This is a genomic window from Bizionia myxarmorum (assembly GCF_008086205.1).
Classification (GTDB): Bacteria; Bacteroidota; Bacteroidia; order Flavobacteriales; family Flavobacteriaceae; genus Algorimicrobium; species Algorimicrobium myxarmorum.
Window position 1 is genome coordinate 63,407 of sequence record NZ_VSKK01000004.1, and the last position, 25,635, is coordinate 89,041.

27 protein-coding genes are annotated in these 25,635 nt (G+C 35.7%); 5 read left to right on the forward strand and 22 right to left on the reverse strand.

What is annotated here, in order from left to right:
* Positions 1–120 precede the first annotated feature (120 nt).
* Positions 121–462, reverse strand: coding sequence for a hypothetical protein (locus tag ES674_RS13215; RefSeq protein ID WP_246126058.1), 342 nt, complete (start codon positions 460–462; stop codon positions 121–123).
* Positions 463–497: 35 nt separating this feature from the next.
* On the opposite strand from ES674_RS13215, the gene ES674_RS15445 reads away from it, so the two are divergent.
* The 3 genes from ES674_RS15445 (at position 498) to ES674_RS13225 (ending at position 3,354) form a co-directional block, all read left to right on the forward strand.
* Entirely contained in the window at positions 498–650 is a 153-nt protein-coding gene (locus ES674_RS15445) for a DUF5522 domain-containing protein (RefSeq protein WP_170234020.1), read from the forward strand.
* A gap of 143 nt (positions 651–793) precedes the next feature.
* Positions 794–2,788, forward strand: a complete 1,995-nt coding sequence (locus ES674_RS13220; RefSeq protein ID WP_148404759.1) for a urocanate hydratase — start codon at positions 794–796, stop codon at positions 2,786–2,788.
* A 20-nt stretch (positions 2,789–2,808) separates the two neighbouring features.
* On the forward strand, positions 2,809–3,354 hold the full coding sequence (locus ES674_RS13225) for a DUF4136 domain-containing protein (protein ID WP_148404761.1): 546 nt from the start codon (positions 2,809–2,811) through the stop codon (positions 3,352–3,354).
* 54 nt (positions 3,355–3,408) lie between these two features.
* Here ES674_RS13225 and ES674_RS13230 read toward each other — a convergent pair whose 3' ends face one another.
* A complete protein-coding gene (locus ES674_RS13230) occupies positions 3,409–3,759 on the reverse strand; it encodes a hypothetical protein (RefSeq protein WP_148404763.1) in 351 nt (116 codons plus the stop codon).
* Positions 3,760–3,985: 226 nt separating this feature from the next.
* Between ES674_RS13230 and ES674_RS13235 the strand changes: the two genes are divergently transcribed.
* On the forward strand, positions 3,986–4,177 hold the full coding sequence (locus ES674_RS13235; protein ID WP_007646460.1) for a cold-shock protein: 192 nt from the start codon (positions 3,986–3,988) through the stop codon (positions 4,175–4,177).
* 131 nt (positions 4,178–4,308) lie between these two features.
* Here ES674_RS13235 and ES674_RS13240 read toward each other — a convergent pair whose 3' ends face one another.
* The 17 genes from ES674_RS13240 to ES674_RS13320 form a co-directional block, all read right to left on the reverse strand.
* Positions 4,309–4,554, reverse strand: a complete 246-nt coding sequence (locus ES674_RS13240; RefSeq protein WP_148404765.1) for a hypothetical protein — start codon at positions 4,552–4,554, stop codon at positions 4,309–4,311.
* A 68-nt stretch (positions 4,555–4,622) separates the two neighbouring features.
* Positions 4,623–6,770, reverse strand: a complete 2,148-nt coding sequence (locus ES674_RS13245; protein WP_148404767.1) for an alpha-ketoacid dehydrogenase subunit alpha/beta — start codon at positions 6,768–6,770, stop codon at positions 4,623–4,625.
* A 152-nt stretch (positions 6,771–6,922) separates the two neighbouring features.
* Positions 6,923–8,224 (reverse strand): dihydrolipoamide acetyltransferase family protein, encoded by a 1,302-nt coding sequence (locus tag ES674_RS13250; RefSeq protein ID WP_148404769.1) that lies wholly within the window; start codon positions 8,222–8,224, stop codon positions 6,923–6,925.
* Between the two features lie 84 nt (positions 8,225–8,308).
* Positions 8,309–8,908, reverse strand: coding sequence for an acyltransferase (locus ES674_RS13255; RefSeq protein WP_148404771.1), 600 nt, complete (start codon positions 8,906–8,908; stop codon positions 8,309–8,311).
* 80 nt (positions 8,909–8,988) lie between these two features.
* Positions 8,989–9,738 (reverse strand): enoyl-CoA hydratase/isomerase family protein, encoded by a 750-nt coding sequence (locus ES674_RS13260; protein WP_148404773.1) that lies wholly within the window; start codon positions 9,736–9,738, stop codon positions 8,989–8,991.
* Between the two features lie 87 nt (positions 9,739–9,825).
* On the reverse strand, positions 9,826–12,327 hold the full coding sequence (gene paaZ, locus ES674_RS13265) for a phenylacetic acid degradation bifunctional protein PaaZ (RefSeq protein WP_148404775.1): 2,502 nt from the start codon (positions 12,325–12,327) through the stop codon (positions 9,826–9,828).
* Positions 12,328–12,590: 263 nt separating this feature from the next.
* Positions 12,591–13,796 carry a 3-oxoadipyl-CoA thiolase gene (gene pcaF / locus ES674_RS13270; RefSeq protein ID WP_148404777.1) on the reverse strand — a complete coding sequence of 402 codons (1,206 nt, stop codon included), beginning with the start codon at positions 13,794–13,796 and terminating at the stop codon, positions 12,591–12,593.
* Between the two features lie 120 nt (positions 13,797–13,916).
* Positions 13,917–14,780 carry a KPN_02809 family neutral zinc metallopeptidase gene (gene ypfJ, locus ES674_RS13275; RefSeq protein ID WP_148404779.1) on the reverse strand — a complete coding sequence of 288 codons (864 nt, stop codon included), beginning with the start codon at positions 14,778–14,780 and terminating at the stop codon, positions 13,917–13,919.
* A 34-nt stretch (positions 14,781–14,814) separates the two neighbouring features.
* A complete protein-coding gene (locus tag ES674_RS13280) occupies positions 14,815–15,195 on the reverse strand; it encodes a PaaI family thioesterase (protein ID WP_148405016.1) in 381 nt (126 codons plus the stop codon).
* A 139-nt stretch (positions 15,196–15,334) separates the two neighbouring features.
* Positions 15,335–16,510, reverse strand: a complete 1,176-nt coding sequence (locus ES674_RS13285; protein ID WP_148404781.1) for a 3-hydroxyacyl-CoA dehydrogenase NAD-binding domain-containing protein — start codon at positions 16,508–16,510, stop codon at positions 15,335–15,337.
* 50 nt (positions 16,511–16,560) lie between these two features.
* The gene (locus tag ES674_RS13290) at positions 16,561–17,343 is read right to left on the reverse strand and encodes an enoyl-CoA hydratase-related protein (protein WP_148404783.1); all 783 of its coding nucleotides are present in this window, start codon (positions 17,341–17,343) and stop codon (positions 16,561–16,563) included.
* A 50-nt stretch (positions 17,344–17,393) separates the two neighbouring features.
* Complete coding sequence (paaD, locus tag ES674_RS13295; RefSeq protein ID WP_148404785.1) at positions 17,394–17,894, reverse strand: 1,2-phenylacetyl-CoA epoxidase subunit PaaD; 501 nt, start codon at positions 17,892–17,894, stop codon at positions 17,394–17,396.
* Between the two features lie 81 nt (positions 17,895–17,975).
* Entirely contained in the window at positions 17,976–18,728 is a 753-nt protein-coding gene (paaC, locus tag ES674_RS13300) for a 1,2-phenylacetyl-CoA epoxidase subunit PaaC (RefSeq protein WP_148404787.1), read from the reverse strand.
* Positions 18,729–18,867: 139 nt separating this feature from the next.
* The gene (gene paaB / locus ES674_RS13305) at positions 18,868–19,158 is read right to left on the reverse strand and encodes a 1,2-phenylacetyl-CoA epoxidase subunit PaaB (RefSeq protein ID WP_148404789.1); all 291 of its coding nucleotides are present in this window, start codon (positions 19,156–19,158) and stop codon (positions 18,868–18,870) included.
* A gap of 79 nt (positions 19,159–19,237) precedes the next feature.
* Positions 19,238–20,194: a 1,2-phenylacetyl-CoA epoxidase subunit PaaA gene (gene paaA / locus ES674_RS13310; protein WP_148404791.1), complete on the reverse strand. Its 957-nt coding sequence runs from the start codon at positions 20,192–20,194 to the stop codon at positions 19,238–19,240.
* An 18-nt stretch (positions 20,195–20,212) separates the two neighbouring features.
* On the reverse strand, positions 20,213–21,286 hold the full coding sequence (gene paaE, locus ES674_RS13315) for a 1,2-phenylacetyl-CoA epoxidase subunit PaaE (protein WP_148404792.1): 1,074 nt from the start codon (positions 21,284–21,286) through the stop codon (positions 20,213–20,215).
* Positions 21,287–21,353: 67 nt separating this feature from the next.
* Positions 21,354–21,923, reverse strand: coding sequence for a TetR/AcrR family transcriptional regulator (locus tag ES674_RS13320; protein WP_148404794.1), 570 nt, complete (start codon positions 21,921–21,923; stop codon positions 21,354–21,356).
* A 74-nt stretch (positions 21,924–21,997) separates the two neighbouring features.
* Between ES674_RS13320 and ES674_RS13325 the strand changes: the two genes are divergently transcribed.
* Positions 21,998–22,303, forward strand: a complete 306-nt coding sequence (locus ES674_RS13325; RefSeq protein ID WP_148404796.1) for a rhodanese-like domain-containing protein — start codon at positions 21,998–22,000, stop codon at positions 22,301–22,303.
* On the opposite strand, the gene ES674_RS13330 is transcribed toward ES674_RS13325, so the two are convergent.
* From ES674_RS13330 to ES674_RS13340, 3 genes are read right to left on the reverse strand one after another with little or no spacing between them, the layout of a single operon-like run.
* Complete coding sequence (locus ES674_RS13330) at positions 22,298–22,912, reverse strand: DUF4230 domain-containing protein (protein ID WP_148404798.1); 615 nt, start codon at positions 22,910–22,912, stop codon at positions 22,298–22,300. The genes ES674_RS13325 and ES674_RS13330 overlap by 6 nt on opposite strands.
* Before the next feature lie 58 nt (positions 22,913–22,970).
* A complete protein-coding gene (locus ES674_RS13335; protein WP_148404800.1) occupies positions 22,971–23,621 on the reverse strand; it encodes a response regulator in 651 nt (216 codons plus the stop codon).
* 54 nt (positions 23,622–23,675) lie between these two features.
* Complete coding sequence (locus ES674_RS13340) at positions 23,676–25,631, reverse strand: tetratricopeptide repeat-containing sensor histidine kinase (RefSeq protein ID WP_148404802.1); 1,956 nt, start codon at positions 25,629–25,631, stop codon at positions 23,676–23,678.
* Positions 25,632–25,635 lie beyond the last annotated feature (4 nt).

The following is a 25,635-nucleotide window of genomic DNA, read 5'->3' on the forward strand; positions in this document are numbered from 1 at the left end:
TTCCGACTTCAAACAGAAAATAAGGAAATAAAGTGACATAAAAAGAAACACTAAAAATGTCATCAAAAAATAAACCAGAACTTTAAAGCAGCAAGTTTTAATATTAAAAACAACCTCAATTTAACGTTTTAGGTATCTCGCAAAACTCCAAAACGATCGGGTTTTTAAATAATTAAAATCGTTTTCATGTAAATAAGCTTCGCGCTCAAAAGATATATTACAGTAAGCCAGTTTCCAAGATCTATATTGAATGAAACGAAATAAGAATTCAAATAAATACAAAATAAAAAAAGGGAGAATCAGCAGTTCTATTTGCTGTCTAATATGAATGCGCTCATGATTTATCAAGACGACATCATCTTTTAAAAATGCATACTTTAAAAATATAAAAGGCCAAATGGTTAAACCCAAATACCGTTTAGGCATCAGATATTTCGAAACGATAATCATAACTAACTGCATTCAAAAATTAGTCCAATTTACGTTATATTTGTAAAATGAAGAAGATTATACCCATTGAAGAAGGCGATTTTTACTGGACTCCAGAAGGCTATCGCTGTTTTACAGAACAATACCACCTAAAACGTGGTTATTGCTGTGAAAGTGGTTGCCGCCATTGCCCGTATGGGTTTAATTCAAAAAAGCATTAGCCATTTAAAAAAAATACAGAGTTTAGTGTAGAGAGTAGAGAATAGAGAATATAAGAAAATAAATGCTGAGTACTGAAAACCGATTACCGAACACTGAACACTGAACACTGAACACTGAATACTGAATACTGAATACTGAACATATGACATTTCAAGAACACATACTACAAGGGATTCCAGATAATTTACCAGAACCAAAAGCATACAACCCTGATATAAATCACGCGCCAAAACGAAAATCTATTCTAACGGACGAGGAGAAAAAACTCGCCTTAAGAAATGCCTTACGCTATTTTGATTCCAAACATCATGAAACCTTGCTTGCCGAGTTTAAAAATGAATTGGAAAGCTATGGCAGAATATATATGTATCGATTCCGTCCTGATTATAAAATGTATGCGCGGTCAATAGATGACTATCCTTCGCAAACAAAACAAGCTGCTGCCATTATGCTTATGATTCAAAATAATTTGGATTATGCTGTGGCGCAACATCCACATGAACTTATTACTTATGGTGGAAACGGTGGTGTTTTTTCCAATTGGGCACAGTATTTATTAACCATGAAATATTTGGCAGAAATGACCGAGGAGCAAACGCTTGCCATGTATTCTGGGCATCCTATGGGTTTATTTCCATCTCATAAAGAGGCACCACGCGTGGTTGTAACCAATGGCATGATGATTCCTAATTATTCCAAACCGGATGATTATGAAAAATTTAACGCGCTTGGGGTTACGCAATATGGCCAAATGACGGCTGGTAGTTTTATGTATATTGGTCCTCAAGGCATTGTTCATGGCACAACGATTACCGTTTTGAATGGCTTTAGAAAAATTAATAAATCACCAAAAGGAAATCTTTTTGTTACTTCTGGATTAGGTGGCATGAGTGGCGCGCAACCAAAAGCAGGAAATATTGCGGGCTGTATTACCGTTTGCGCAGAAGTAAATCCTAAAATAACTCAAGTACGACTGGATCAAGGTTGGATTGACGAAAAAATAACCGATTTAGATGTATTAGTGTCTCGTGTTGAAAAAGCGAAAAAGAATCATGAAACCATCTCCATTGCGTATTTAGGAAATATAGTGGATGTTTGGGAAAAATTTGATGAAGCCCAAGTTAAAATCGATTTGGGAAGTGATCAAACGTCCTTACACAATCCTTGGGCTGGTGGTTATTATCCTGTAGGAATGAGTTTTGAAGAAGCTAACGACATGATGGCTAATAATCCTAAATTATTTAAAGAAAAAGTTCAGGAAACGCTTCGTCGTCACGCCAGAGCTATCAATAAACATACAGATAAAGGCACATATTTCTTTGATTATGGAAATGCATTTCTATTGGAAGCTTCACGTGCGGGCGCTGATGTTATGGCTAAAAATCCTACTATTGGACGTGAGTTTAAATTCCCTAGTTATGTACAAGATATTATGGGACCTATGTGTTTTGATTATGGTTTTGGGCCATTCCGTTGGGTTTGTGCTTCCGGAAAACCAGAAGATTTAGCTAAAACGGATGCTATTGCATGTCAGGTTTTAGAAGAAATTAAGAAGCATTCACCTGAAGAAATTCAGCAACAAATGACGGATAACATCCAATGGATTCAAGGCGCTCAAGATAATAAATTGGTTGTGGGCTCGCAGGCTAGAATATTATATGCAGATGCAGAAGGCCGGATGAAAATAGCCCAAGCTTTTAATGATGCCATTGAAGCAGGAGAAATTGGTCAAATAATTTTAGGACGTGATCATCATGATGTTTCTGGAACAGACTCACCATATCGTGAAACCAGTAATATATATGATGGATCGCGCTACACAGCAGATATGGCCATACAAAATGTAATAGGTGATAGTTTTAGAGGTGCTACTTGGGTAAGTATTCATAATGGCGGCGGTGTAGGCTGGGGTGAAGTTATAAATGGTGGTTTTGGTATGGTTCTTGATGGTACTAAAGATGCCGAAAGACGCTTAAAATCAATGCTTTTCTGGGATGTTACCAATGGTATTTCTAGGAGAAGTTGGGCTCGAAATGACGAGGCCATTTGTGCTATTAAGCGCGCTATGAAAGCTGAGCCAAATTTAAAAGTAACCCTTCCGAATTTGGTTGACGATAAATTGATAGACTCGTTATAACCTAATTTAAAATTCACACTATGAAAAAGACACTTTTAACATCCTTGTTAGCCCTAATTATTATGGTTACACTAACTTCTTGTGGTTCTGTGCAAGTTGTTGCCGATTATGACAAAGCAGTAAATTTTGACAATTTCAAAACATTTGCATTTTACAAACCTGGTATTGATAAGGCCGAAATTAATGATTTAGATAAACGTCGAATTTTGCGCGCTATAGAAAATGAACTTACATCCAAAGGTTTTATAAAATCTGAAAATCCAGATCTATTGGTAAGTATTATTGCATCTTCTCGTGAAAAGATTGATGTTTATAATAATTACTATGGTGGTTATGGAGCTGGATGGGGTTGGAATCCGTATTACTACGGAAACTACAACAATAACGTTTCCTCTACAACAGAAGGTGCCTTATACATTGATTTAATTGATGCCAAAAAAAAGGAATTGGTTTGGCAAGGTCAAGGCGTTGGCTATTTAAATTCTAACATGGAACAGAAAGAAGAACGTATAAAACAATTTGTAAAGGAAATTATGGCGGTCTATCCCCCAACTCCTAAAAAATAAAACATAAAAAAAAGGACTCAAAATTGAGTCCTTTTTTTTATTCAAAAATTCTAGTTACTTCTTTGCTTTCAAAGAAGCTTCATAAATTTCGTATTGACTTGGTGTTAAAATCTTTTTATAACCTTCAGTAATTCTAGAGTTTACAGTTTTAATACCTTCTTGTCTTAAATTATCTGTAGCATCTCTTTTCATTAATTCACCCATATTCTGTTCAGCATCAACTAAAACTTTAAAGATACCGCTTTGCTGTTCCCCTGTTAAGGTAACAAGATTGTGCAATTCTAAAGTTTTTTGTTTCGCTATAGATTCTGCGCTTTGCTGTCTGTCTGATGATTGAGCTGCTGAAAATTGCATGCCCACAAAAAACAATGCCATAAAACTAAAAAGTGAAATGTATTTTTTCATAATAAGATTAAATTAATGTGTGTGATTAATAAGGGTTCAATATACAAAATATATCTAAATATTTTAATAGTGTGTTTATTTATTCAAGGAAACAGAAACAAGAATACCCAAATTTAAACCGTAAATCATTTATTTTTCATAAATATTGAAATTAATCTATAAAAAGTCTTTGACATCCAATTTATTAAGCTATATTTGCAGCTTAATTAAATAAATTATTATTATTATGAGTACTGGTACAGTAAAATTTTTTAATGACTCTAAAGGTTTTGGATTCATCACGGAAGAAGGAAACAATAAAGAGCATTTTGTGCACATTTCTGGCTTAATCGACGAAGTAAGAGAAGGCGATCAAGTTGAATTTGATTTAACAGAAGGTAAAAAAGGATTAAACGCGATTAACGTAAAAGTTATCTAATTATATACTTTTAAAACGTCTAAAAGAGCCTATCATAACGATAGGCTCTTTTTTTTATCTTTTATTTACATATTTAAAACAAAAAAACCAGATTTAAAAATCTGGCTTTTTCTATTTGTAAAGATTACGTATTAGTTATCTTCTTTGATTTTTATTTTGGTTTCGCCGTCGTCGCTTTCTTTAATTTTGACCTTCTTATCGTCGGTTTCCATCTTGATTTTAGTATCATTAGCGCGTTCTTTCACTTCGATGTCAGCACCCTCATTTTGCATTTCCTCAATTAATTCTTCTTTTTGCGTTTTGTCCTCTTCTCTACAAGATGAAAAAGCAATCATAAAAACTAATAAGAAGGTTGCCTTGTACATTAAATTTTTCATAATATTAAATTTTAGTTTATTAGTGTTGTGTAAAACTAATCATTAACAGGCAACTAATTTAACTCGAATCAATAATTTAATAACTCATTTATCTTATCCTTCACTTTGCTGGTTGAAGGAATCATGGTTTCTTCCAAGGTTGAATTCAACGGAATAGCTGGCATATTTTCACTACCAATGGTCATGACTGGTGCATCTAAATATTTAAAACATTCCTCTTGAATTTTTCCAGATAATGCTCTGGCAAAACTATTATTACTAGGTTCCTCAGTAACTACAAGGCATTTCCCTGTTTTTTTAACCGATTTCATTATCGTTTCTTCATCCAAAGGAAATAAGGTTCTTAAATCAATTATTTCAATTTGATCTTTCATACCCATTTCCTCCGATGCATTCATGGCCCAATGCACACCCATTCCGTAGGACACGATGGTGAGCGTTTCAACGTTTTCCTGCTTCCAAATTTCTTGTAAAACCCATGCTTTTCCAAAGGGTAACACATAATCTTCAGATGGCTCAACGGATGTAGCACCTTTTGTACCGGGAACTTTAGACCAATATAATCCTTTGTGTTCTAAAATAACTACCGGATTTGGGTCATAATAAGCCGCTTTCATTAAGCCTTTTAAATCGGCTCCATTACTAGGATAAGCAATTTTTATCCCTCGAATATTGGTTATAACACTTTCAACAGATGATGAATGATAGGGACCACCACTTCCATAGGCACCAATAGGCACTCGTAAAATCATACTAACCGGCCATTTGCCATTACTTAAATAACAGCTTCTACTGACTTCCGTAAATAATTGATTTAAACCTGGCCAGATATAATCGGCAAATTGAACCTCAACAATTGGTTTTAATCCAACGGCACTCATTCCAACCGTAGAACCCACAATAAACGCCTCTTGAATGGGGGTATTAAATACACGAGCATCGCCAAATTTCTGGGCTAATGTTGCCGCTTCACGAAAAACGCCGCCTAATCTGCCACCAACATCTTGACCATATAATAAGCATTCCTTGTGTTTTCTCATCAATTCTTCAACGGCAAACAAAGCACAATCCACCATCACCACTTTTTCGGCACCTTTTGGAGAACGCTCGCCTTTTTCCTCTGTAATTGGAGTTGGTGCAAAATCGTTGGTAAATAAATCTTCAGGTTTTGGATCTTCAGCTTCTAATGCTTTTTCGAAATCGGCTTGAACATTTGCTTTAGCAGCAGCTTCAATTTCATCAATATCTTTTTGTGAAAATCCATTATCTAGCAATTGCTTTTTTAAAACTGGATAAGGATCACGTGATCGCGCTTCTTCTAAATCATCACGATACCATTCCATTCTAACACCCGAAGTATGGTGATTTAATAGAGGAACTTTGGCATGAACCAAAAATGGGCGGCGTTCTTCACGGATTGTTTTAATCACTTTTTCCAAGGCCTCATAACTTTCTGTGAAATTGGCACCATCTATAGTAATCGCTTCTAGGCCATTAAAACCTTGAGCATATTCAAAAGCATTTTGGGCGCGCGTTTCCGCAGCATTAGCCGAAATATCCCAGCCATTGTCCTGAATTAAAAACAGAATAGGTAATTGTTTTAAAGCAGCCATTTGAAAAGCTTCGGCAACTTCACCTTCCGTTACGGAGGCATCACCTAAAGAACAAACACTGATGGGTGCATTTCCGCGAAGGCGGGAATCTTCTGAATGAACAGAAGCATCATAATTGTTTGTGAAATTTTCTACCGGGTTTTGCTCATTACCCTTTGCTTTGTTCTCTTCCGCAAAGAGATTACCGCTTTCGCGATAATGGAACCCCATTGCAACCCCAGTAGCCGGAATTGCCTGCATTCCTGTTGCAGACGATTGATGCGGGATTTTAGGTTTATCAGCATCTCTTAAACTTGGATGCGCATAATAAGTTCTTCCTCCAGAAAATGGATCGTCTTTTTTTGCCAATAACTGCAGCATTAAATCGTAAGGCTTTAAACCAAATGATAATAACATGGCATCATCTCTATAATATGGAAATGCGTAATCCTGCGGTAATAACTGCATGCCTAAAGCAATTTGAATAGCTTCATGCCCTCTAGATGTAGCGTGCACATATTTAGAAACTTGCTTGAAATTCGCTTCGTACAATTCTGCCATAGACTTGGCAGTACACATGTTTAAAAATGCTTTTTTTAGTATGTCTTTATTTAAAGAACTCATATTTTATTTTTTTTTGGCGTTACCCTAAAAGGGTCGGGCTTTTCGCTATATCTTTTTTGTAAAAAACAAAAAAGGAAGTCGCTTCAATCCCTAACGCGAAATATTTTTAATGGCCTCAACAGTTTTAAAAACGTTTAAGATCTTGAGGATTACTAAATTTTCCGATTCACATCAAATTGCTCAAAATAATCAGCAACACGACGTACAAAACTACCTCCTAAAAACCCATCCACTACTCGATGGTCGAACGATAAAGACAAATACATCATACTTCTTATTGCAATTTCATCGCCTTTTTCAGTTTCAATTACTTCAGGGCGTTTTTTAATAATTCCTAATGCTAGAATGGCTACTTCAGGCTGATTAATAATTGGTGTTCCCATAACACTTCCAAAGGTTCCAACGTTGGATATTGTAAAAGTGCCTCCTTTAATATCGTCACCTCCTAAATTGTTTTCTCTAGCCTTATTTGCTAAATCATTGACGGTTTCAGCCAAAATTTTTAAATCTTTAGTATCGGCATTTTTAACAACTGGAACAATTAGATTTCCGCTAGGTAAAGCGGTTGCCATTCCAATATTTATATCCTCTTTTACTATAATATTATTACCATCAACAGATGCGTTAATATTTGGAAAATCTTTTACTGCTTTTGCTACCGCTTCCACAAACAAAGGTGTAAATGTTAGGCGCTCACCATATTTTTCCTGAAAGGCTTTTTTATGAGCGTTTCGCCAGTTAACCATATTGGTCATATCCGCTTCCACATAAGCGGTTACGTGAGGAGACGTATGTTTGGAAAACACCATATGATCTGCAATCATTTGACGCATTCTATCCATCTCTATAATTTTCCCCTTACCTTTATTAAAAGTCAATTGCGGAATTCTATATGCAGTTGGATCTTGGGTGACCGTTTGTGAATATTGATAAGGTCTGCCCTCTTCTATATAACTAAAGACATCACTTTTACGAAGTCGACCCTCATGTCCAGTAGCTGGAATTCGTGCTAACTCTTCGAAACTAATATGTTGTTCCCTAGCAATTTTGATGATTAGTGGAGAAAAGAACGTGTTTGAATTTGATGTTGAAAATGAATTCGAAGATGAAGCTACCTGAACTAGTTTTGGTTTACTAACTTTTTTCTGCTTTTGAGATTCTTCGCTAGCGCTCTGAATGACAGGCTCGCTTTTTGATGTCGTGTGAGCTTCTTCCGAAACTTCTAAAACAGCAATTACTTGTCCTACTGGAACCACATCTTTAGCTTGAAACATTGTTTTAACTAAAGTTCCTGAAGCTGGCGCAGGCACTTCATTATCTACTTTATCGGTGGCGACTTCTAGAATAATATCACCTTCTTCAAACGTGTCGCCTTCAGAAATTAGCCAATTGATGATGGTTCCTTCTGTGATACTTTCGCCCATTTTGGGCATTTTTAAATCGAATTTTGACATTTTTTTATATTTTCTACCATTGCGAGGACGAAGGACGTGGCAATCTCTTTATGAGATTCATCGCTTTGCTCTGAATGACAACTCTTATTTATTTTTAAAGGTTTCCCTTAATGTTTTGTATGCTTCTTCTTGAGTTGGTAAATTTTTTGGCACTTCTCGTAAAGGCTCCACTTCTTTTAAACTCTCATGGCAATCAGCTGGTAATTGTTGATATAATTTAGTGCCTTTGGTCTTCCAAGCAATCATATCATCAGAAACTTCCTTAATCACTTTTGCTGGATTGCCGACTACCAAACTCCGATTCGGGATTTTAGTTTCGGCTTTAATGAATGCCATAGCACCAACAATGCTTTCATCGCCAATTTCAGCATCATCCATGATAACGGAGTTCATACCAATCAAACAATTTCTTCCTAAATTGGCACCATGAATTATAGCACCATGACCAACATGAGCACTTTCTTTTAAGGTTATGGATTTACCAGGAAACATATGAACTGTACAGTTTTCTTGAACATTCACGCCATCTTCCAAGATAATTTGTCCCCAATCACCACGAATAGCAGCTCCTGGACCAATGTAGCAGTTTTTTCCAATGATAACATTTCCTGTTACTGCAGCTAGTGGATGAACAAAACTGGATTCATGAACAACTGGTGTGTAGCCTTTGAATGAATAAATCATACTTTTTTATTATGTCATTGCGAGGATAAAGGACGAGCCCATTTTTTTGTGAGATTCTTCCCTTTGCCCTGAATGACCATTTATTTATAAGTTTTTAATTTCTCCTTCGTAAAATCAGACAATACTAAACGTCCACTAGTAGCAGCGCGTTCTGCTAGCAAGGCATCCCAATCTTCAGTTCCGCTCCAGAATACTTTTTTCATTTCTATCATAGCTTCTGGATTGTAGGTGCATAAATGTTCAGCTGTTGCTTTAACGGCTTCATCTAATGCTTCAGTGTCATCATAAACTTGCGTGAATAAACCCTTTTGTTTTGCCCAATCTGCTGAATAAAATGTATTGGCATCAATCGCAATTTGCGACATAGCGCTTAAACCCATTTTACGCTCAATAGCTGGTCCGACAACAAATGGTCCAATGCCAATGTTTAATTCACTTAATTTGATAGCTGCGAATTTGGTTGCCATGCAGTAATCAGTTGAAGCGGCTAAACCAACTCCTCCTCCAACAGTTTTACCTTGAATACGACCGATTATAAATTTTGGACATTTGCGCATGGCATTAATCACATTTGCGAAACCTGAAAAGAATACTTTTCCAGTTGCAGCATCATTGATATTTATAAGTTCCTCAAAACTAGCACCTGCACAGAAGGTTCTATCGCCTCCACTTTTAAGTACGATGACTTTTATATCCTTGTTTTTACCAGCAGCAGTAATGGTTTGTGCTAATTCCGCCAACACATCACCAGGTAAGGAATTATGTGCTGGATGAAAAAACTCGATGTATGCTACCGCGTTTTCTATGTTTTGTTTTACGTATGGTTTCATGTTTTTAAATTGTCAATGCGAACTTGATACGCATTCGTTTTAATATTTAAATTTTACTTTAATGAATCTTGACAGGTTTTTTCGTTATTAAATTAATCCAAACTGTTCAAAGTGATGGCCTAAATGTTTTCTCTCTAATAAATAAGACTCATATTTATTCAATTCTCCAAAGATCAAGTTCTTCAATTTAGCATCTGGGTTTTCTTTAAAATACACCAAATACTTTTCGCGTTGTACTTTGAATTTTTCAATAGCTGTCTCTAAATCCGGATGCTTTAAAGGCGCTAATTTATCTTTTTCTAATAAAGGGAAATTGGTTCCCATTGGGAATTTCTCATAATTATAAAGACTATGATGTACTTTTTCTAAAATCTTTTCTGGGGTTGCTACTTCAAAATCCTGAATTTCTCCAGCTGCTATTTTATAAGTATACTCTAAATGTTCCAACATGTGTTGTGGTGTCATAACACCCCATTTTGGTTTGGTATTTTCTTTTAATTTTGAAAGGCATTCTGCAATTTTATCTTCAGTCATTTCTACAAAAAATTCTTGCTTCTTTTCAACCATAGTTAAAACGGTAGCAAAAGCAACTTTTTCATCTGTTAATGCATCAAAAACCTCAACATACCATTTTACAATTCCACTAGGATGCTCCGCTGTAACTACATCACGATCTGTTTTTTGCTGACAGGTTAATCGTACATAAACAGTGTCGTTATGATATAACGGACGAAGGAAACGACATTCCTCCAAGCCATAATTTGCAGCAACAGGCCCTTTATTTGGATAGACGAATAGTCCAGCTGCTGCCGAAATGATGAAATATCCATGAGCGGTTCGTTTTTCAAAAATACTACCATCTAGAGATGTAATATCAGTATGGGCATAAAAATGATCCCATGTTAGATTCGCAAAATTGATAATATCGGTATCTGTAAAAGTACGGTTGTGGGTTTTAAGCGACATTCCTGGTTGAATATCTTCCCAGTGGTATTTAAATGGATGCTGTTCTGCTTCCTTATATTCCGCATTTTGCTGATAGATTCCTGTAATTTCTGTCAAAGTCGTTGGTGAACCTTGAATAGCTGTACGTTGTAAATAGTGCTTAATTCCACGCATGCCTCCCATTTCTTCGCCTCCTCCAGCACGTCCTGGACCACCATGCACTAAATTTGGCAATGGCGAACCGTGACCTGTACTTTCTTTAGCCATATCGCGATTAATAACCAAAATACGACCATGATGACTGGCTGCATTTACGACATAATCTTTGGCAATTTTATTATCATAAGTCGCAATTGATGACACTAACGAGCCTTTACCCATTTGAGCTAACATAATCGCTTCATCTAAATTTTTATAGGGCACAATAGTACTTACAGGCCCAAAAGCTTCTGTTTCATGAACGGCTAAATTCTCAAATGGATGGTCTTCACGAAGTACAATTGGTGCTAAAAAAGCCCCTTTTTTCGAATCGGCTCCAATGGTTTCAATTTTATCTAAATCGCCATAAACAATACTTGCTGTTTTAGACAATTGCTGAACACGCTCTCTAACTTCGTTGACTTGATCTTTACTCACCAAAGCACCCATTCGTACTTCTTTTAGTCTTGGGTCACCGATTGTAATTTTATCTAAAGCTTTTCCTAGGGCCATTTGAACGTCTTCAACTAAATTTTGTGGCACAATAATTCTACGAATAGCCGTACATTTCTGTCCACATTTTACCGTCATTTCATTTCTGACTTCTTTAATAAATAAGTCGAATTCTGGTGTTCCTGGAATAGCATCTTCCCCTAATACTGATGCATTTAAAGAATCGGCTTCCATATTAAATGGCACAGATTCTTCAAGAATCCGTTTATGAGATTTTAGAAGTCTTCCCGTTGTTGCTGAACCTGTAAAAGTTACAACATCTTGAGATTCTACCGTATCCAAAATAGTTCTTGCCGAACCTGCAATTAACTGTAAAGCACCTTCCGGCAATATTTTAGATGCGATAATTTCACGAACAACTGCTTCCGTTAAAAAAGACGTATTTGTTGCTGGCTTAACAACAGCTGGAACACCAGCCATCCAATTACTTGCACATTTTTCTAACATACCCCAAACTGGAAAGTTAAAGGCGTTAATATGAACCGCTACACCACGTTTTGGCACCATAATATGATGTGCCATAAAACGACCACCACGTGATAAATCAATAGCATCACCTTCTACATGATAGGATTGATTTGGAAATAGTTTTCGTAAAGACGCATTAGCGAATAAGTTTCCGAATCCACCTTCAATATCTATCCAACTATCAATTTTGGTTGCTCCTGTACGGTAACTTAATTCGTAGAAAGATGCTTTCTTTTTCATGAGATAAAGCGCTAGACTTTTCAGCATATTTCCACGTTCTTGAAACGTCATTTTACGAAGTTTCTCGCCACCTTTGGTTCTTCCGTATTGAAGGATTTCGCCAAAATCTAACCCTTGGGTATCTGATAAAGCTACAATTTCTCCTGTAATAGCGTCAAACATAGGAACGCCTTCGCCTTTACCTTCTAGCCATTGTCCAGTGACGTAATTTTGTGTTTTTTTCATCGATAATTTTATTTATCGTTTCCGTGAAAAACGGAAAACTATTATGTTCATTTCTATAAAACTCCTACAAAATTAGATTCTTTAGAAACAACGTTAAACTTTTATTTTTTTTGGCGTTACCTAAAGGTCAGGCTTTCCGCTATATCTTTTGCGAAAAAGCAAAAGGATGCCGCTTCAATCCTTAACGCACTTGTTTGCTGACTTTATTCACTAATCCAATAATTTTTCCACTATTTACAAATAGATTCCTGCCTTCGCAGGAATTAAACTCTTTCAATTATTGCTGCATAACCTTGTCCAACGCCAATACACATGGTAATTAATGCATATTTTTTATTCTGCTCTTTTAACTCTAAAGCCGCAGAATAGGCTAATCTGGTTCCTGTAACACCCAGTGGATGACCAATGGCAATGGAACCGCCATTTGGATTCAGTCGTGGATCGTTATCGGCAATTCCCCAAGCGCGCGTGCATGCTAAGGCTTGCGCTGCAAAGGCTTCGTTGAGTTCTATTATATCCATATCAGCCATGGTTAAACCCGCTTTTTTCAAAGCTTTATTGGAAGCTTCAACGGGTCCTATACCCATTATTCTAGGTTCTACACCCACTACTGCCGAACTAACTATGCGCGCTAATGGTTTTAAATTATATTTTTTTACCGCATCTTCCGAAGCTATAATAGTTGCAGCTGCGCCATCATTTAATCCAGATGAATTACCTGCTGTAACACTGCCTCCTTCTGCTTTAAAAGCGCCTCTTAATTTTCCTAAAACTTCTAATGAGGTATTTGGTTTTACAAATTCATCTTTAATGAATTGTATTGGATCTTTTTTGCGCTGTGGAATTTCGACAGTCATAATTTCTTTAGCCAAACGACCGTTTTCTTGAGCTTTGGTAGCCTTCATCTGACTCCAATAGGCAAAGGTGTCTTGATCTTCGCGAGAGATATTATATTTTTCGACAAGATTTTCAGCAGTTTGTCCCATCCCATCCGTTCCGAACATTTTTTGCATTTTCGGATTGATAAAACGCCAGCCAAAACTAGAATCATACATTTTCGCATCGGTTCCAAATCCTTTAGAAGGTTTTGCTATTACATATGGTCCACGTGTCATGTTTTCTACTCCTCCTGAAATAAACAAATCACCATCGCCAGCTTTAATCGCTCGGTTTGCATGAATAATGGCTGATAATCCAGAACTACATAATCTATTAACGGTTTCTCCAGGAACAGTAAATGGCAATCCTGCTAAAAGTGATGCCATTCTAGCTACATTACGATTGTCTTCGCCTGCTTGATTGGCACAGCCCAAAATAACATCGTCATAAGCTTCTTTTGGAATGTTTGGATTTCGTTTTACGAGTTCTTCAATAACCATAGCAGCTAAATCGTCTGTTCTGACAGCTGATAAAGTACCTTGGTAACTTCCTATTGGTGTTCTGATTCCGTCTATTATATATGCTTCCATTTTTTGAAATTGAAATTGAAATTGAAGTCGAAAATTGAAACTCCTATTTCAAATTATTATTCTTGTTTTTTAATGATGAGTTTCCTACGTTCGTCTTCTTAACGGCAGGCAGGAATTTGGTTAATTTAACAATGCCGAGAACGTATCGCCTTGTTTAATATCACCTGTTTTAAAACCTTTCATAAACCAAAACATACGTTGTTCTGATGTTCCATGGGTAAATGAATCGGGCGTTACATTTCCTTGAATTTTTCGCTGAATAGCATCATCTCCAACTGCATTAGCGGCACTTAAAGCCTCTTGAATGTCACCTTCTTCTAAATATTTTTGGTTATAATGTGCCCAAACACCTGCGTAAAAATCGGCTTGAAGTTCTTGTGCTACTGATAATTTATTACCTTCAGTTTTATTAGATTGCTGCTGTAATTGCCTTACTTTATTGGAGGTTCCTAGCAATGTTTGAATGTGATGGCCAATTTCATGAGCCATTACGTATGCTATAGCAAAATCGCCTCCTTCAGCTCCAAAACGCGTCTTTAACTCATCAAAAAACACCATATCCATATACAATTTATGGTCGGCTGGACAATAAAACGGGCCAGATGCCGCAGTAGCATTTCCACAACCTGTACTTACTGCATCGGTAAATAAAACCATTCCAGGTTCTTCATAATTACCCAAATTATTTTCTTGGAAAATCTGACTCCATGTATCTTCGGTATAGGCTAAAAGTGTAGATGCAAATGCACCCATTTCTTTTTCTTGAGCGGTTAATTCTCGTTGCTCTCTGGGTTGCGAAGCAGATTGCGATTGGGTGACTTGCTCCAAGATTGGTGCTAATGTTTGCCCTGTATCACCGCCAAAAAGCTGCAGCAAAACTACAATTACAGCAACGATTCCACCACCTGCGGCTAATTTCCCTTTGGAACTCATTCCACGACGATCCTCCAAGTTGCTGCTTTGTCTATTACCTTTCCATTTCATAATACAGTTATTCGTTTTTATTAGATTATGTTTATTATTCTTTCCACTCTTTATGCGTTCGATATACGACACCTTTGAAAAGTGCAACTAGTTCATCACCGCGTTTGACTTCTATTATATTAAATCCTAATTTATTCTTTACGCTCTCTATAACCGATTCGGCCACAATATAATCACCTTCATTTAAAGCTTCAATATGATTGATGCTTGTTTCAATAGAAACGGCATATTTCCCATGTGAATTGGCAGCAAAACCACAAGCTGTATCCACCAATGCATAACTGATTCCGCCATGTGCTTTATTCATACAATTCAGCATATCTTTTCTAATGGTCATGCCAACTTTACAGCGCCCAACTTCACTTTCAATGATTTCTATTCCTAGCCAGGTGCTGTAGGCGTCTTGACTTAACATTCTATGTGAAATTTGCTCTCCTTTCAATTTTTCAATCTTTATTACTTCAAACCTTTCGACTGCACTCAAGGTGAACGTATATTTACAATTTATTCCAGAATTAACATTGTACAAATGCAATTCCACTCCAATTGATTACCTAGCTAAAAAATGTTTTATTTTCTACTTTTAGTTTACGAAGTAAAGGACTGCAACGGTAGCGATCTTCACGATATTCATCATACAATGCCTCCATTTGTTCTACGCACCAATCAATTCCTTTTTCGTTTGCCCAAGCTAATAATCCTTTTGGATAATTAACACCTTTGGTCATGGCATTATCTAAATCTTCTGCTGATGCAATATTTAGGAATAAGGCATCGGCTGCTTCATTGATGAGCATGATTAGGATTCTATCGAAGATTTGTTCTTTAATGGACCTTTCGACTGCGCTCAACGTGACATCTTCATTCTCTATTTTCTTTCCATTTTCATCATATTCATAGTATCCAATACCTGATTTTCGACCTAAATAACCTGCTTCAGCAAATCGTTTTTGCGTAAATGACGGCTTGTATCTGGGATCGAAATAGAAAGCTGTAAAAACGGTTTCAGTAACGGTATAATTAACATCATTACCTATAAAATCCATCAGTTCAAAAGGCCCCATTCTGAAACCTCCCAAATCTTTCATGGCGGAATCGATAGTTTCAAAATCGGCAACGCCTTCTTCATAAATACGCAACGCTTCACCATAAAAAGGACGCGCTACACGATTCACGATAAATCCGGGCGTATCTTTAGCTACTGCTACAATTTTTTTCCAACTGGCAATAATATCGATTGATTTTTCTAACGTTTCATAAGATGTTTGAATGGCTGGAATAACTTCAACCAACTTCATTAAAGGTGCTGGATTGAAAAAATGAATTCCAACACAACGTTTTGGGTTTTTTAACGATGCGGCAATGGATGCTATTGATAAGCTGGATGTGTTTGAGGCGATAATACAATCGTCAGATACATAACTTTCCAATTCTGAAAATACTTTTTTCTTGATATCTAGATTTTCAATAATCGCTTCAATTGTGAGGTTTGAATCTGATAAATCTTTTAGTTTATCAACGTATGTGATATTATTTTCGATACGATATTTTTCGGCTTCGTCTATTCGACCCTTTTCTATGAGTCGTAATAGAATTTTTTCTAAAGATGCTTTTGCTTTATCTAAAGCTGCTTGATTGGTATCGTATAATTTAACTTGACAACCTGAAGTAGCAGCTACTTGCGCAATACCGCTTCCCATTGTTCCACTTCCTATTACTCCTATATTCATATTAAATATTTCCGTATTGATGAGATTCTTCGTTTTGGTCTGAATGACAATTATCGTCCTTTAAATTCTGGTTTTCTTTTTTCCATAAACGCGGAAACACCTTCGGCATAATCTTCGGTACTTGCTGCTTCAATCTGATATTTAGATTCTAAAGCTAATTGCTGTTCTAAATTGTTAGTAAGCGATTGATTCAAACTTTTCTTGATTAATCCCAATGCCTTGGTTGGCATATTAGCCATTTTCAAAGCTAATTTATTGACTTCTTCTTCAAAATTGTCAAAAGGCAATACCTTATAAATCATTCCTATTCGTTCCGCTTCTTCGGCAGATACTTTATCGCCCAACATAGCTAATGCGGATGCTTTTTGGAATCCGATAAGTCTTGGCAAAAAGAAGGTTCCAGCACTGTCAGGAATAAGGCCGATTAAACTAAACGCTTGAATAAAACTTACTTTTTCATGGGCCACAACAACGTCGCAAGCCAATGCAATATTTGCACCTGCTCCAGCAGCAACACCATTGATAGCACCAATTACAGGTTTTTCAATATGTCGGATTCGTGTGATGATGGGATTGTAATGTTCTTCTAGAATTTTTTTAAATCCAGGGTTTAATTCTGGCGAAGTCACTTCCTTCAAATCTTGTCCTGCGCAAAATGCTTTCCCATTTCCAGTTAAAACAATGGCACGAACGCTATCATTCTTTTCACAGGCATCTAAAGTGTCTTGAAGTTGCAATGCCATTTCACGATTAAAACTATTGAAGACTTCTGGTCTGTTTAGCGTGATGGTTGCTACTTGATTTTCTATTTTGAGTTGTATACTTTTGTTCATGTTTTTTTCATTTAATGAGATTGCCAGGTCCTTCGTCCTCGCAATGACGTCTATTTGAGACACTTGAAGTAATCAAATGGTTCTTGGCAATCGTTACACTGAAATTGCGCTTTGCAAGCTGTTGATCCAAACTGACTAATCATTTTTGTATTTGTTGATCCACATTGCGGACATTTCACAAGGCGTTTTCCATGTAATAAAACGTCTTTATCGGCTTCTTCACCCAAAGGCGCTGCTATACCATAATCTTCCAAGGCTTTTCTACCTCTTGGTGTTATCCAATCGGTTGTCCAAGCTGGAGCCAGAATTAATTCAACTTCTGATTCGAATCCAGCTAATTTTAAAGCCGCTTTGATATCATCACCAATCACATCCATTGCTGGGCAACCACTGTAGGTTGGCGTTATTTGAACCTTTACAACACCGTTTTCAATAAAAGCGGAACGTACAACACCCATATCCATAATAGATAATACAGGGATTTCTGGATCGGATACTTTTTCAAGTATCGCTATCAGTTTTACGTCTATATTTTGCTCTGCTTCAATCATGATTTAATAAAATGAGATTCTTCGCTTTGCTCTGAATGACATTCTGCAAATTATATGAGATTTCATTTTCAAAGAAATTAGTTACCATTCCATATTTGGATAAGCACGTTGCATGTATTGCAATTCAGCTAAAATATAGCCCATATGTTCGGTATGAATACCTTGCTTTCCGCCTTTTTGAAAATATTTGGATTCTGGAACTTCTAATGTCGATTCTTCTAATATATCAGATACTTTTTTATAATAAGCTTCTTTCAATTTGCTAACATCTACGCCAATTCCTTCTGAAATCATTGCTTTATCAGCATCCGTTTGATGAAATAATTCATCAGTGTAAGTCCATAAATCATTTATTGCCGTTTGCATACGTTTATGACTTTCCTCGGTTCCATCACCAAGACGTTTTATCCAATCGGATGAAAAACGCTGATGGTAACTCACTTCCTTAATCGACTTATTAGCAATTGCTGACAACGTTAAATCCGTGCTTTTTTGGAGTTCTGTTAAAAACAGAAAATGATACACATCAAATAAAAACTGTCGTGCCATAGTGTAAGCAAAATCCGTATCAGGTTGCTCAACCAAAAGTACATTTAGGTATTCACGTTCTTGACGCAACATGGCGATATCATCTTCTGTGCGTTTATCTCCAGCAATTTTAGCTGCATATTGGTAATAGCTTCGCACTTGTCCGAATAAATCCAAAGAGATATTGGTGCAAGCGATATCGGTTTCTAGACTTGGCCCATGACCTGTTAATGCACCCATTCTTTGTCCAAGAATTAGTGAATTGTCGGCTATACCTAGAATGTATTTATATAGATTTTCTTTCATGTTTACTTCCCACGAAAGTGGGTATCTTTTTATTTTTCCTTAATAAACTTTTATGCTTGAAGAGCTTAAGAAAACAATTCATAAAAACTTAATGAGATTAGCTTCGCTGAATCTTCGATTTCCTGTCTTCACAGGAATTCTACATATATTTCACTTCGTCCGGTAATTCGTAAAAAGTGGGATGACGATAGACTTTATCTTGAGCTGGCTCAAACATTTCGCCATTATGTTCTGGATTTGAAGCTGTAATATTTTTTGATTCTACAACCCAAATACTTACACCTTCATTTCTTCTTGTATAAACATCACGCGCATTTTCCAGTGCCATTTCAGCATCTGCAGCATGAAGACTTCCAAAATGACGATGTTCTAATCCGTTTTTACTTCTTACGAAGACTTCCCAAAGAGGCCAGTTTTTTTTTGTTGACATGATTATTGTTGATTGTTGATTGTTGATTGTTGATTGTTGATTCTAAAATCACCACTCGTTAATCTTCAATCATAAATTATTAAATTGCTTCTTTTTCTTTACGCTCCTGTTGCTTTTCGGAATACGCCATGGCTGCATCACGCACCCATTCGCCGCCTTCCCAAGCACCAACTCGCGCTTTCATGCGCTCTTTGTTCATGGGTCCGTGACCTTTGACAACTTGCCAAAATTCATCCCAATTAATTTCACCAAAATCATGGCTTCCGCGTTCTTCATTCCATTTTAAATCCGGATCAGGAATAACCAACCCAATTAGGTCGGCTTGAGGAACCGTTTGATCAATAAATTGTTGGCGTAAATCATCATTGGATTTACGTTTCAATTTCCACTTCATAGATTGTTCGGTATGAACGGATTCAGCATCTGTTGGTCCTAACATCATTAAAGATGGCCACCACCAACGATTCAAGGCATCTTGCGCCATGTCTTTCTGCTCTTGTGTGCCATTCATTAATTTAATCATTATTTCATAGCCTTGACGTTGATGAAAACTTTCTTCTTTACAAACACGAACCATAGCGCGTGCATAAGGTCCAAAAGAGGTGTTACACAATGGCACTTGATTTATGATGGCGGCACCATCTACCAACCAGCCAATAGCGCCCATATCTGCCCAAGTTACTGTTGGGTAATTGAATATAGATGAGTATTTTGCTTTTCCTGAATGTAATTGCTCATAAAGTTCATCACGAGAAATTCCCAAAGTTTCACAAGCTGAATATAAATACAATCCGTGTCCCGCTTCATCCTGAACTTTCGCCAATAAAGCTACTTTTCTTCGTAAAGAAGGTGCTCGTGTTATCCAATTTCCTTCCGGTAACATACCAACTATTTCAGAATGTGCATGCTGAGACATTTGCCTAATATGGGTTTGTCTATATTTTTCTGGCATCCAATCTTTTGGTTCAATTTTTTCGTCACGTGCAATACGTTCTTCAAATTGTTTTTCTAGATTTTTAACTTGTTCCTCACTCATAGCTTTTTCTTTTTATTATTAAACATCAAAATCCACAACCACTTTATCAGTTGTTGGCACGGCTTGACAGCTCAATACATAATTTTGTGCCACTTCTTTTTCTTCCAGCGCATAATTGACTTTCATTTTCACAGCTCCTTCAATTACTCGGCACTTGCATGTACTACAAACGCCACCTTTACAGGCAAAAGGCAAATCAGCACCTGCAGCCAAAGCACCATCTAGGATTGTATCAAAATCATCATCCATGATGAAGTGAAATTCTTTTCCTCCATCAATAATGGTTACTTGAGTTCCATCTACTTTTTCGTCAAGTACTTCTGCAATATGTCTATTTTCTTCTTCAGAACTTCCTGAAAAGAATAATTCATAATGAATATTCTCTTTCGGCATTCCTGCAGCTTGCAATTCATCGCGGATTAAGAAAATCATATCTTGTGGTCCGCAAATAAAAGCGTGATTGGTATCTGGAATATCAATAAAGCGACTGGTTAAAACGGCTAATTTCTCTTTATCAAATCGGCCATTTAAAAATGGAATATCGCGTTGTTCTTTTGTTAAGAAATAAAATACTTGAAAACGACCAAAAAACTCATTCTTAAGTTGTTCAATTTCTTCTTTAAAGATAATGGATTTGACGGTTCTATTCAAATAAAACAATTTGAATGTACTATTAGGCTCTGTCCTTAAATGCGTTTTTATAATGGACAACATCGGAGTTATACCACTACCCGCTGCAAATGCGATGTAGTTTTTAGAATTTTCAGGTTCGCAATCTATATAAAACTCGCCATGAGGTGACATAACTTGCAACTCATCCCCTTTTTTTAAGCTATTGAAAGCATAGTTTGAAAAAACACCATCACGAATAGTTTTTACTGCAACTTTCCACTCATTATCCAACGGACTTGAGCAAAGCGAATAATTACGACGGATATCTTCGCCATTAATTTCCTTACGAAGCGTAAGATGCTGCCCTTGCTTAAATTGAAATTTGTGTTTTAAATTTTCGGGAACATCAAAAGAAATAACGACTGTATCCTTTGTTTCCTTGTATATATCTGCAACTTTTAAGTTGTAAAAATCCGCCATATTGTTTTAAATATAATCAACTAACAACTGTTAGTTTGGGATACAAATTTACAAAATAAAATGCTAACTATTTGTTAATTCCGTTGATTAACACAGTGCTTAAACTTTTAGAAAGCGTATCTGGCGTAACATCTTCTTTTTTAGGAATCCATAAGTAGAGAGATCGCAATGTAGAAAGTATAGAAAAGAGCATGACCTCCACATTAGAATTCGTTATTTCTTTGCGCTTTATACCTTCTAATAAAATACTTCTAAAATCAGATTCATAGCCACTTCTTAATGATAAATAATAGTCGCGCTTTTCCTCTAAATGCATCCAATCATTATTCAAAGAAGCCATTCCGTAGGTGTTTTGAGCGGTAATTTCCACATGAAGTTTTACAACGGCTTCCACTTTTTGAATGGTGGAACTTTCCGCTGTTTTAATTTGCTGCATTCCTTGCGTAAATGCCTCCGCTAATGAAATAATTATGTCTTTTAGTATTTCTTGTTTGGAACTAATATGATTATATAAACTGGCCGCTTTAATGCCCATAGCTGTGGCGATATCACGCATAGTAACAGCACTGTAGCCCTTTTCCTTGAATAATTTGGCTGCTGTTTTTATTATTTCTTCTTTCCTAGTTTCTGGTTTCAAAGTGCTTTTGCATTTGATTAAATAATAATAATTACTTATCTTAAATGTTGTAAATGTATATAAAAAGATAGACTATGGGGATTTTAGACTTTATATTTGGGGCAAAAAAGCGCCAAGTTCAAATGTATTTGGATAATGGCGCCACTATTCTAGATGTACGTACGCAAAGCGAATGGAATAAAGGACATATTGCCCAATCCATTCATATTCCCTTGAAAGATTTAAGAAATAGAATTGAAGAAGTTAAACTTTTAAAAAGTCCTATTGTGGTATGTTGTGAAAGCGGCGTGCGTTCTGCCAAAGCGGCTAAACACTTAAATCTAGAAAATATTGATGCTACTAATGGTGGCGGCTGGCTTGGATTGCAAAAAAAATTATAATTTAAAGACGTTTAAATCTTCCTGATTATTTATGGGCATATTATTATACTCCAAAGTCCATCCCATAGAATTGGTAAGAATATAAAATTTAGCCAACTCACTTATCAAGCGGTTTTGCGCATTCGCTACCATATCCGATTTCTCCAATTTTTTAAGCAAGGACTTTTTTACTAAATCTTTGATATTGTTATAATCTTTGGCTTCAAACGGATTTAAAAAATCGGCTTCAATATCATAATATTCCAAATCTGGACTTATTTTTATTTCTTCTTTAGGAATGCTTAAAATGGTAAGCGTTTTTGTGGTTTCATCAATTTTATATTCAATTAAACTTAAATCGTAAGAGATAAATACATCTGCATTCACTACGACAAGTGCCTTTTTCTTAAAAGAGAGATATTTCCCAAAAATGTCTTTTGATTTATTATAAGTAAAAACCTGACTGAAATGTCCTTCCGTAACAATTAACTTCCCTACATTTTTAATTTGTTCTTGAATAAGTGCTGAATTTTCTTGAAGCGTCACTTTTTGTTCATTTTTATCACCACAATATTTAAACGTGAATAGCACGATTATAGTAAGAACAACTCCTAATAACATTTTTTTCATACACGAATGTACAAAATATCACACAAATTATCCTTTCTCAAAAATAAGAAGACCGCTTTTAAATAAGGTTATTTTTTTTAGCCTTACTAACCGCTTCTAACTTATTATGAACTTGCAATTTTTTGTATATATTTTCAATATGTTTCCTAACAGTTCCGCTGGAAAGTATTAAATTTTCAGCAATGAGAATATAACTTAAACCTTTGCTTAATTGCTCTAAAACTTCCACTTCGCGTTGGGTTAACTTAATAATTTCTTGATCATTTTTACTTTCAATATCTATAGGGTTTCGGAGAAGCTTGAGCGTTTTCATGGCGATAGACGGATTCATAGCGGCACCACCATTTATGGTTTCCAAAATACCACTATATAAATCTTTCGCATTTATCTCTTTTAATAAATAACCGTCTGCTCCAGCTTTAATAGCTTTGAAAATATTTTCGTCATTATCAAAAACTGTTAGCATGATAATTTTAATATGCGGGTATTTTTGTTTAACTATTTCTGTAGCTTCAATACCATTTTTAATGGGCATTTCTATATCCATTAATATGAGATCCAAATTGTGATTATCTTCCAATTTATCCAACAAATCAGAACCTTCACAGGCTGTAAATTTCACATCTAAATCAGGAAAAAAAGATAATTTCTCCTTGACGGCATGTATTAAAAAGGAATTATCGTCTACGATTGCAATTTTAAAACCCATACATTTTTTGTTTTATTAAAAGTGATCATTTTAAAAGCATAACTACATATTACGTCAAGATTGCACGGTTTTATAGACACGGATAATAGTCCCACTTTCTTTAGAACTGATTATTTCCAACTCCGCATCCAAGTCATGAGCTCGTTTTTTAATATTGTTAAGGCCGTTTCCATATGTAACGTCTTGGCTGTTAAAACCCGCGCCATTATCAGTTATTCGCATTTCATAAACGGAATCTATTACCGAGAAATCCACATTAATTTTGGTAGCATTCGCATATTTTAAGGCATTATTTAAAGCTTCCTGAATTATTCGGTACAAATTCATACCTTGAATGGAGGTAAATAATTTATTGGTTTCTAAACCTGGATTAACTTGAAAATTAAAAGTTACAGCATCAGAACTCTTATTGGCTTTTTCAATAAAGTTTGAAATTCGAGATTGTAAATCTTCATAAGTAATTTCATTTTTATTCATGGCCCAAATGGTATCGCGCAGCTCATAAATGGTATCCGTTGTGAATTGCCCTATAGTATCTAATTTTGAATTAAGATTGTCTGGAAGTTGAAAACCGTATTTTAAATTATCTAAAGATGAAATTATAAAAGTAAGTTGCGCACCGATGTTGTCATGTAAGTCTCGGCTAATATGCAATCGCTGCTCTTGAAGTCTATTTTGAGTTTCAATTTTAGTTAAGGCTTGTTTTAATTCACCTTCCTTTTTAAGTTGTCTGTTTTTTAGTTTCTGTTGATTATAAACTAGAAAACCCAACAAGGAAATTACCGCAGCCAAACCAACTAATCCTAAAATAAAACTATTTTTCTGACTAATATCCCGCTCCTTTTCAGCTAGATCTGCACGTTGCATGAGGATTTCTTTCTCTCTTTCGTTAGCGTTATATTTTTCATGAACGTCCGCTACCTCTTTTGTAATGCGATCGTTAAAAATAGAATCCTCAATAATTTTATATTTATTCTGAAAGTAAATTACACTATCGCTATTCTTCATGTATGCATAATAATAGGACATATTATAATAACCATTGACGCGTAATTCATTTGCTTTATAAGCTTCCGCCAGCTGTAAACCTTCCTTCAAATAACTTTTTGCTTTGTTATACTGACCTGTTCTCATATATAAACCTCCCAGATTTAAGGAAGAACTTGCTATGCCTTGATTATCATTTATGGCTCTTCTTATAATTAAGGATTGATACATATTATCTATAGCTTCTTGGGTTTGTCCAGTGGATGATAAAAAGGATCCATAATTATTATACAACGCGCCCAACTCGGCATTTAAATCATATTTTTTTGCTTCAGAAATGCCTTCTTTAAAATATTTAACGCTGTTTAAGGTATCCTGAATGTGCAAATAAGCATTGGCAATATTATTATAAGAACGCGTTAGAAGCGCAAAATCTTTAATTTCATTAGCTGTTTCTGCAATTTCCAAATGCATTTTTAATGCTTTATCATATTGTTTTAAACCGCGATAAATATTGGCAATGTTTCCTTTTAAAGCACTAGCATATTTTAAGTTGTTTTTCTGCTCATAAATTTCAAGAGCTTTGGTGTTATAAATAATAGCAGAATCCAATTGAAAGGTGTTTTGATAACAAAGTCCAATTTTATTATACAAACTAGCCAAACCCAACGTATCCTTTAACTCTGAACGGATTTTAAGCGATTCATTATAAGCTTTCATAGCTTGGTTATAGTCGGCTAAACCATAATGTAGAATACCAATATCATTAAGGGCTTGCGCTTCGCCAGCTAAATTATCTGTTGATTTGGATAGTTTTAAAGCCAAGTTTCCATAGGCAAAAGCGGAATCCGTTTCAACCTTCCCATAATACCAGCACAAATCGCTGTAAGCTTTAATTTTTAAGGAATCTGGAGGGTTTTGGGAAATGACTTGCTTTAAACTATCAATAATTTTTATAGGTGTTTGAGAAAAAGCAAATAGATTTATAAATAATCCAAGAGTGATTAGTAGAAGTTTCTTCATACAA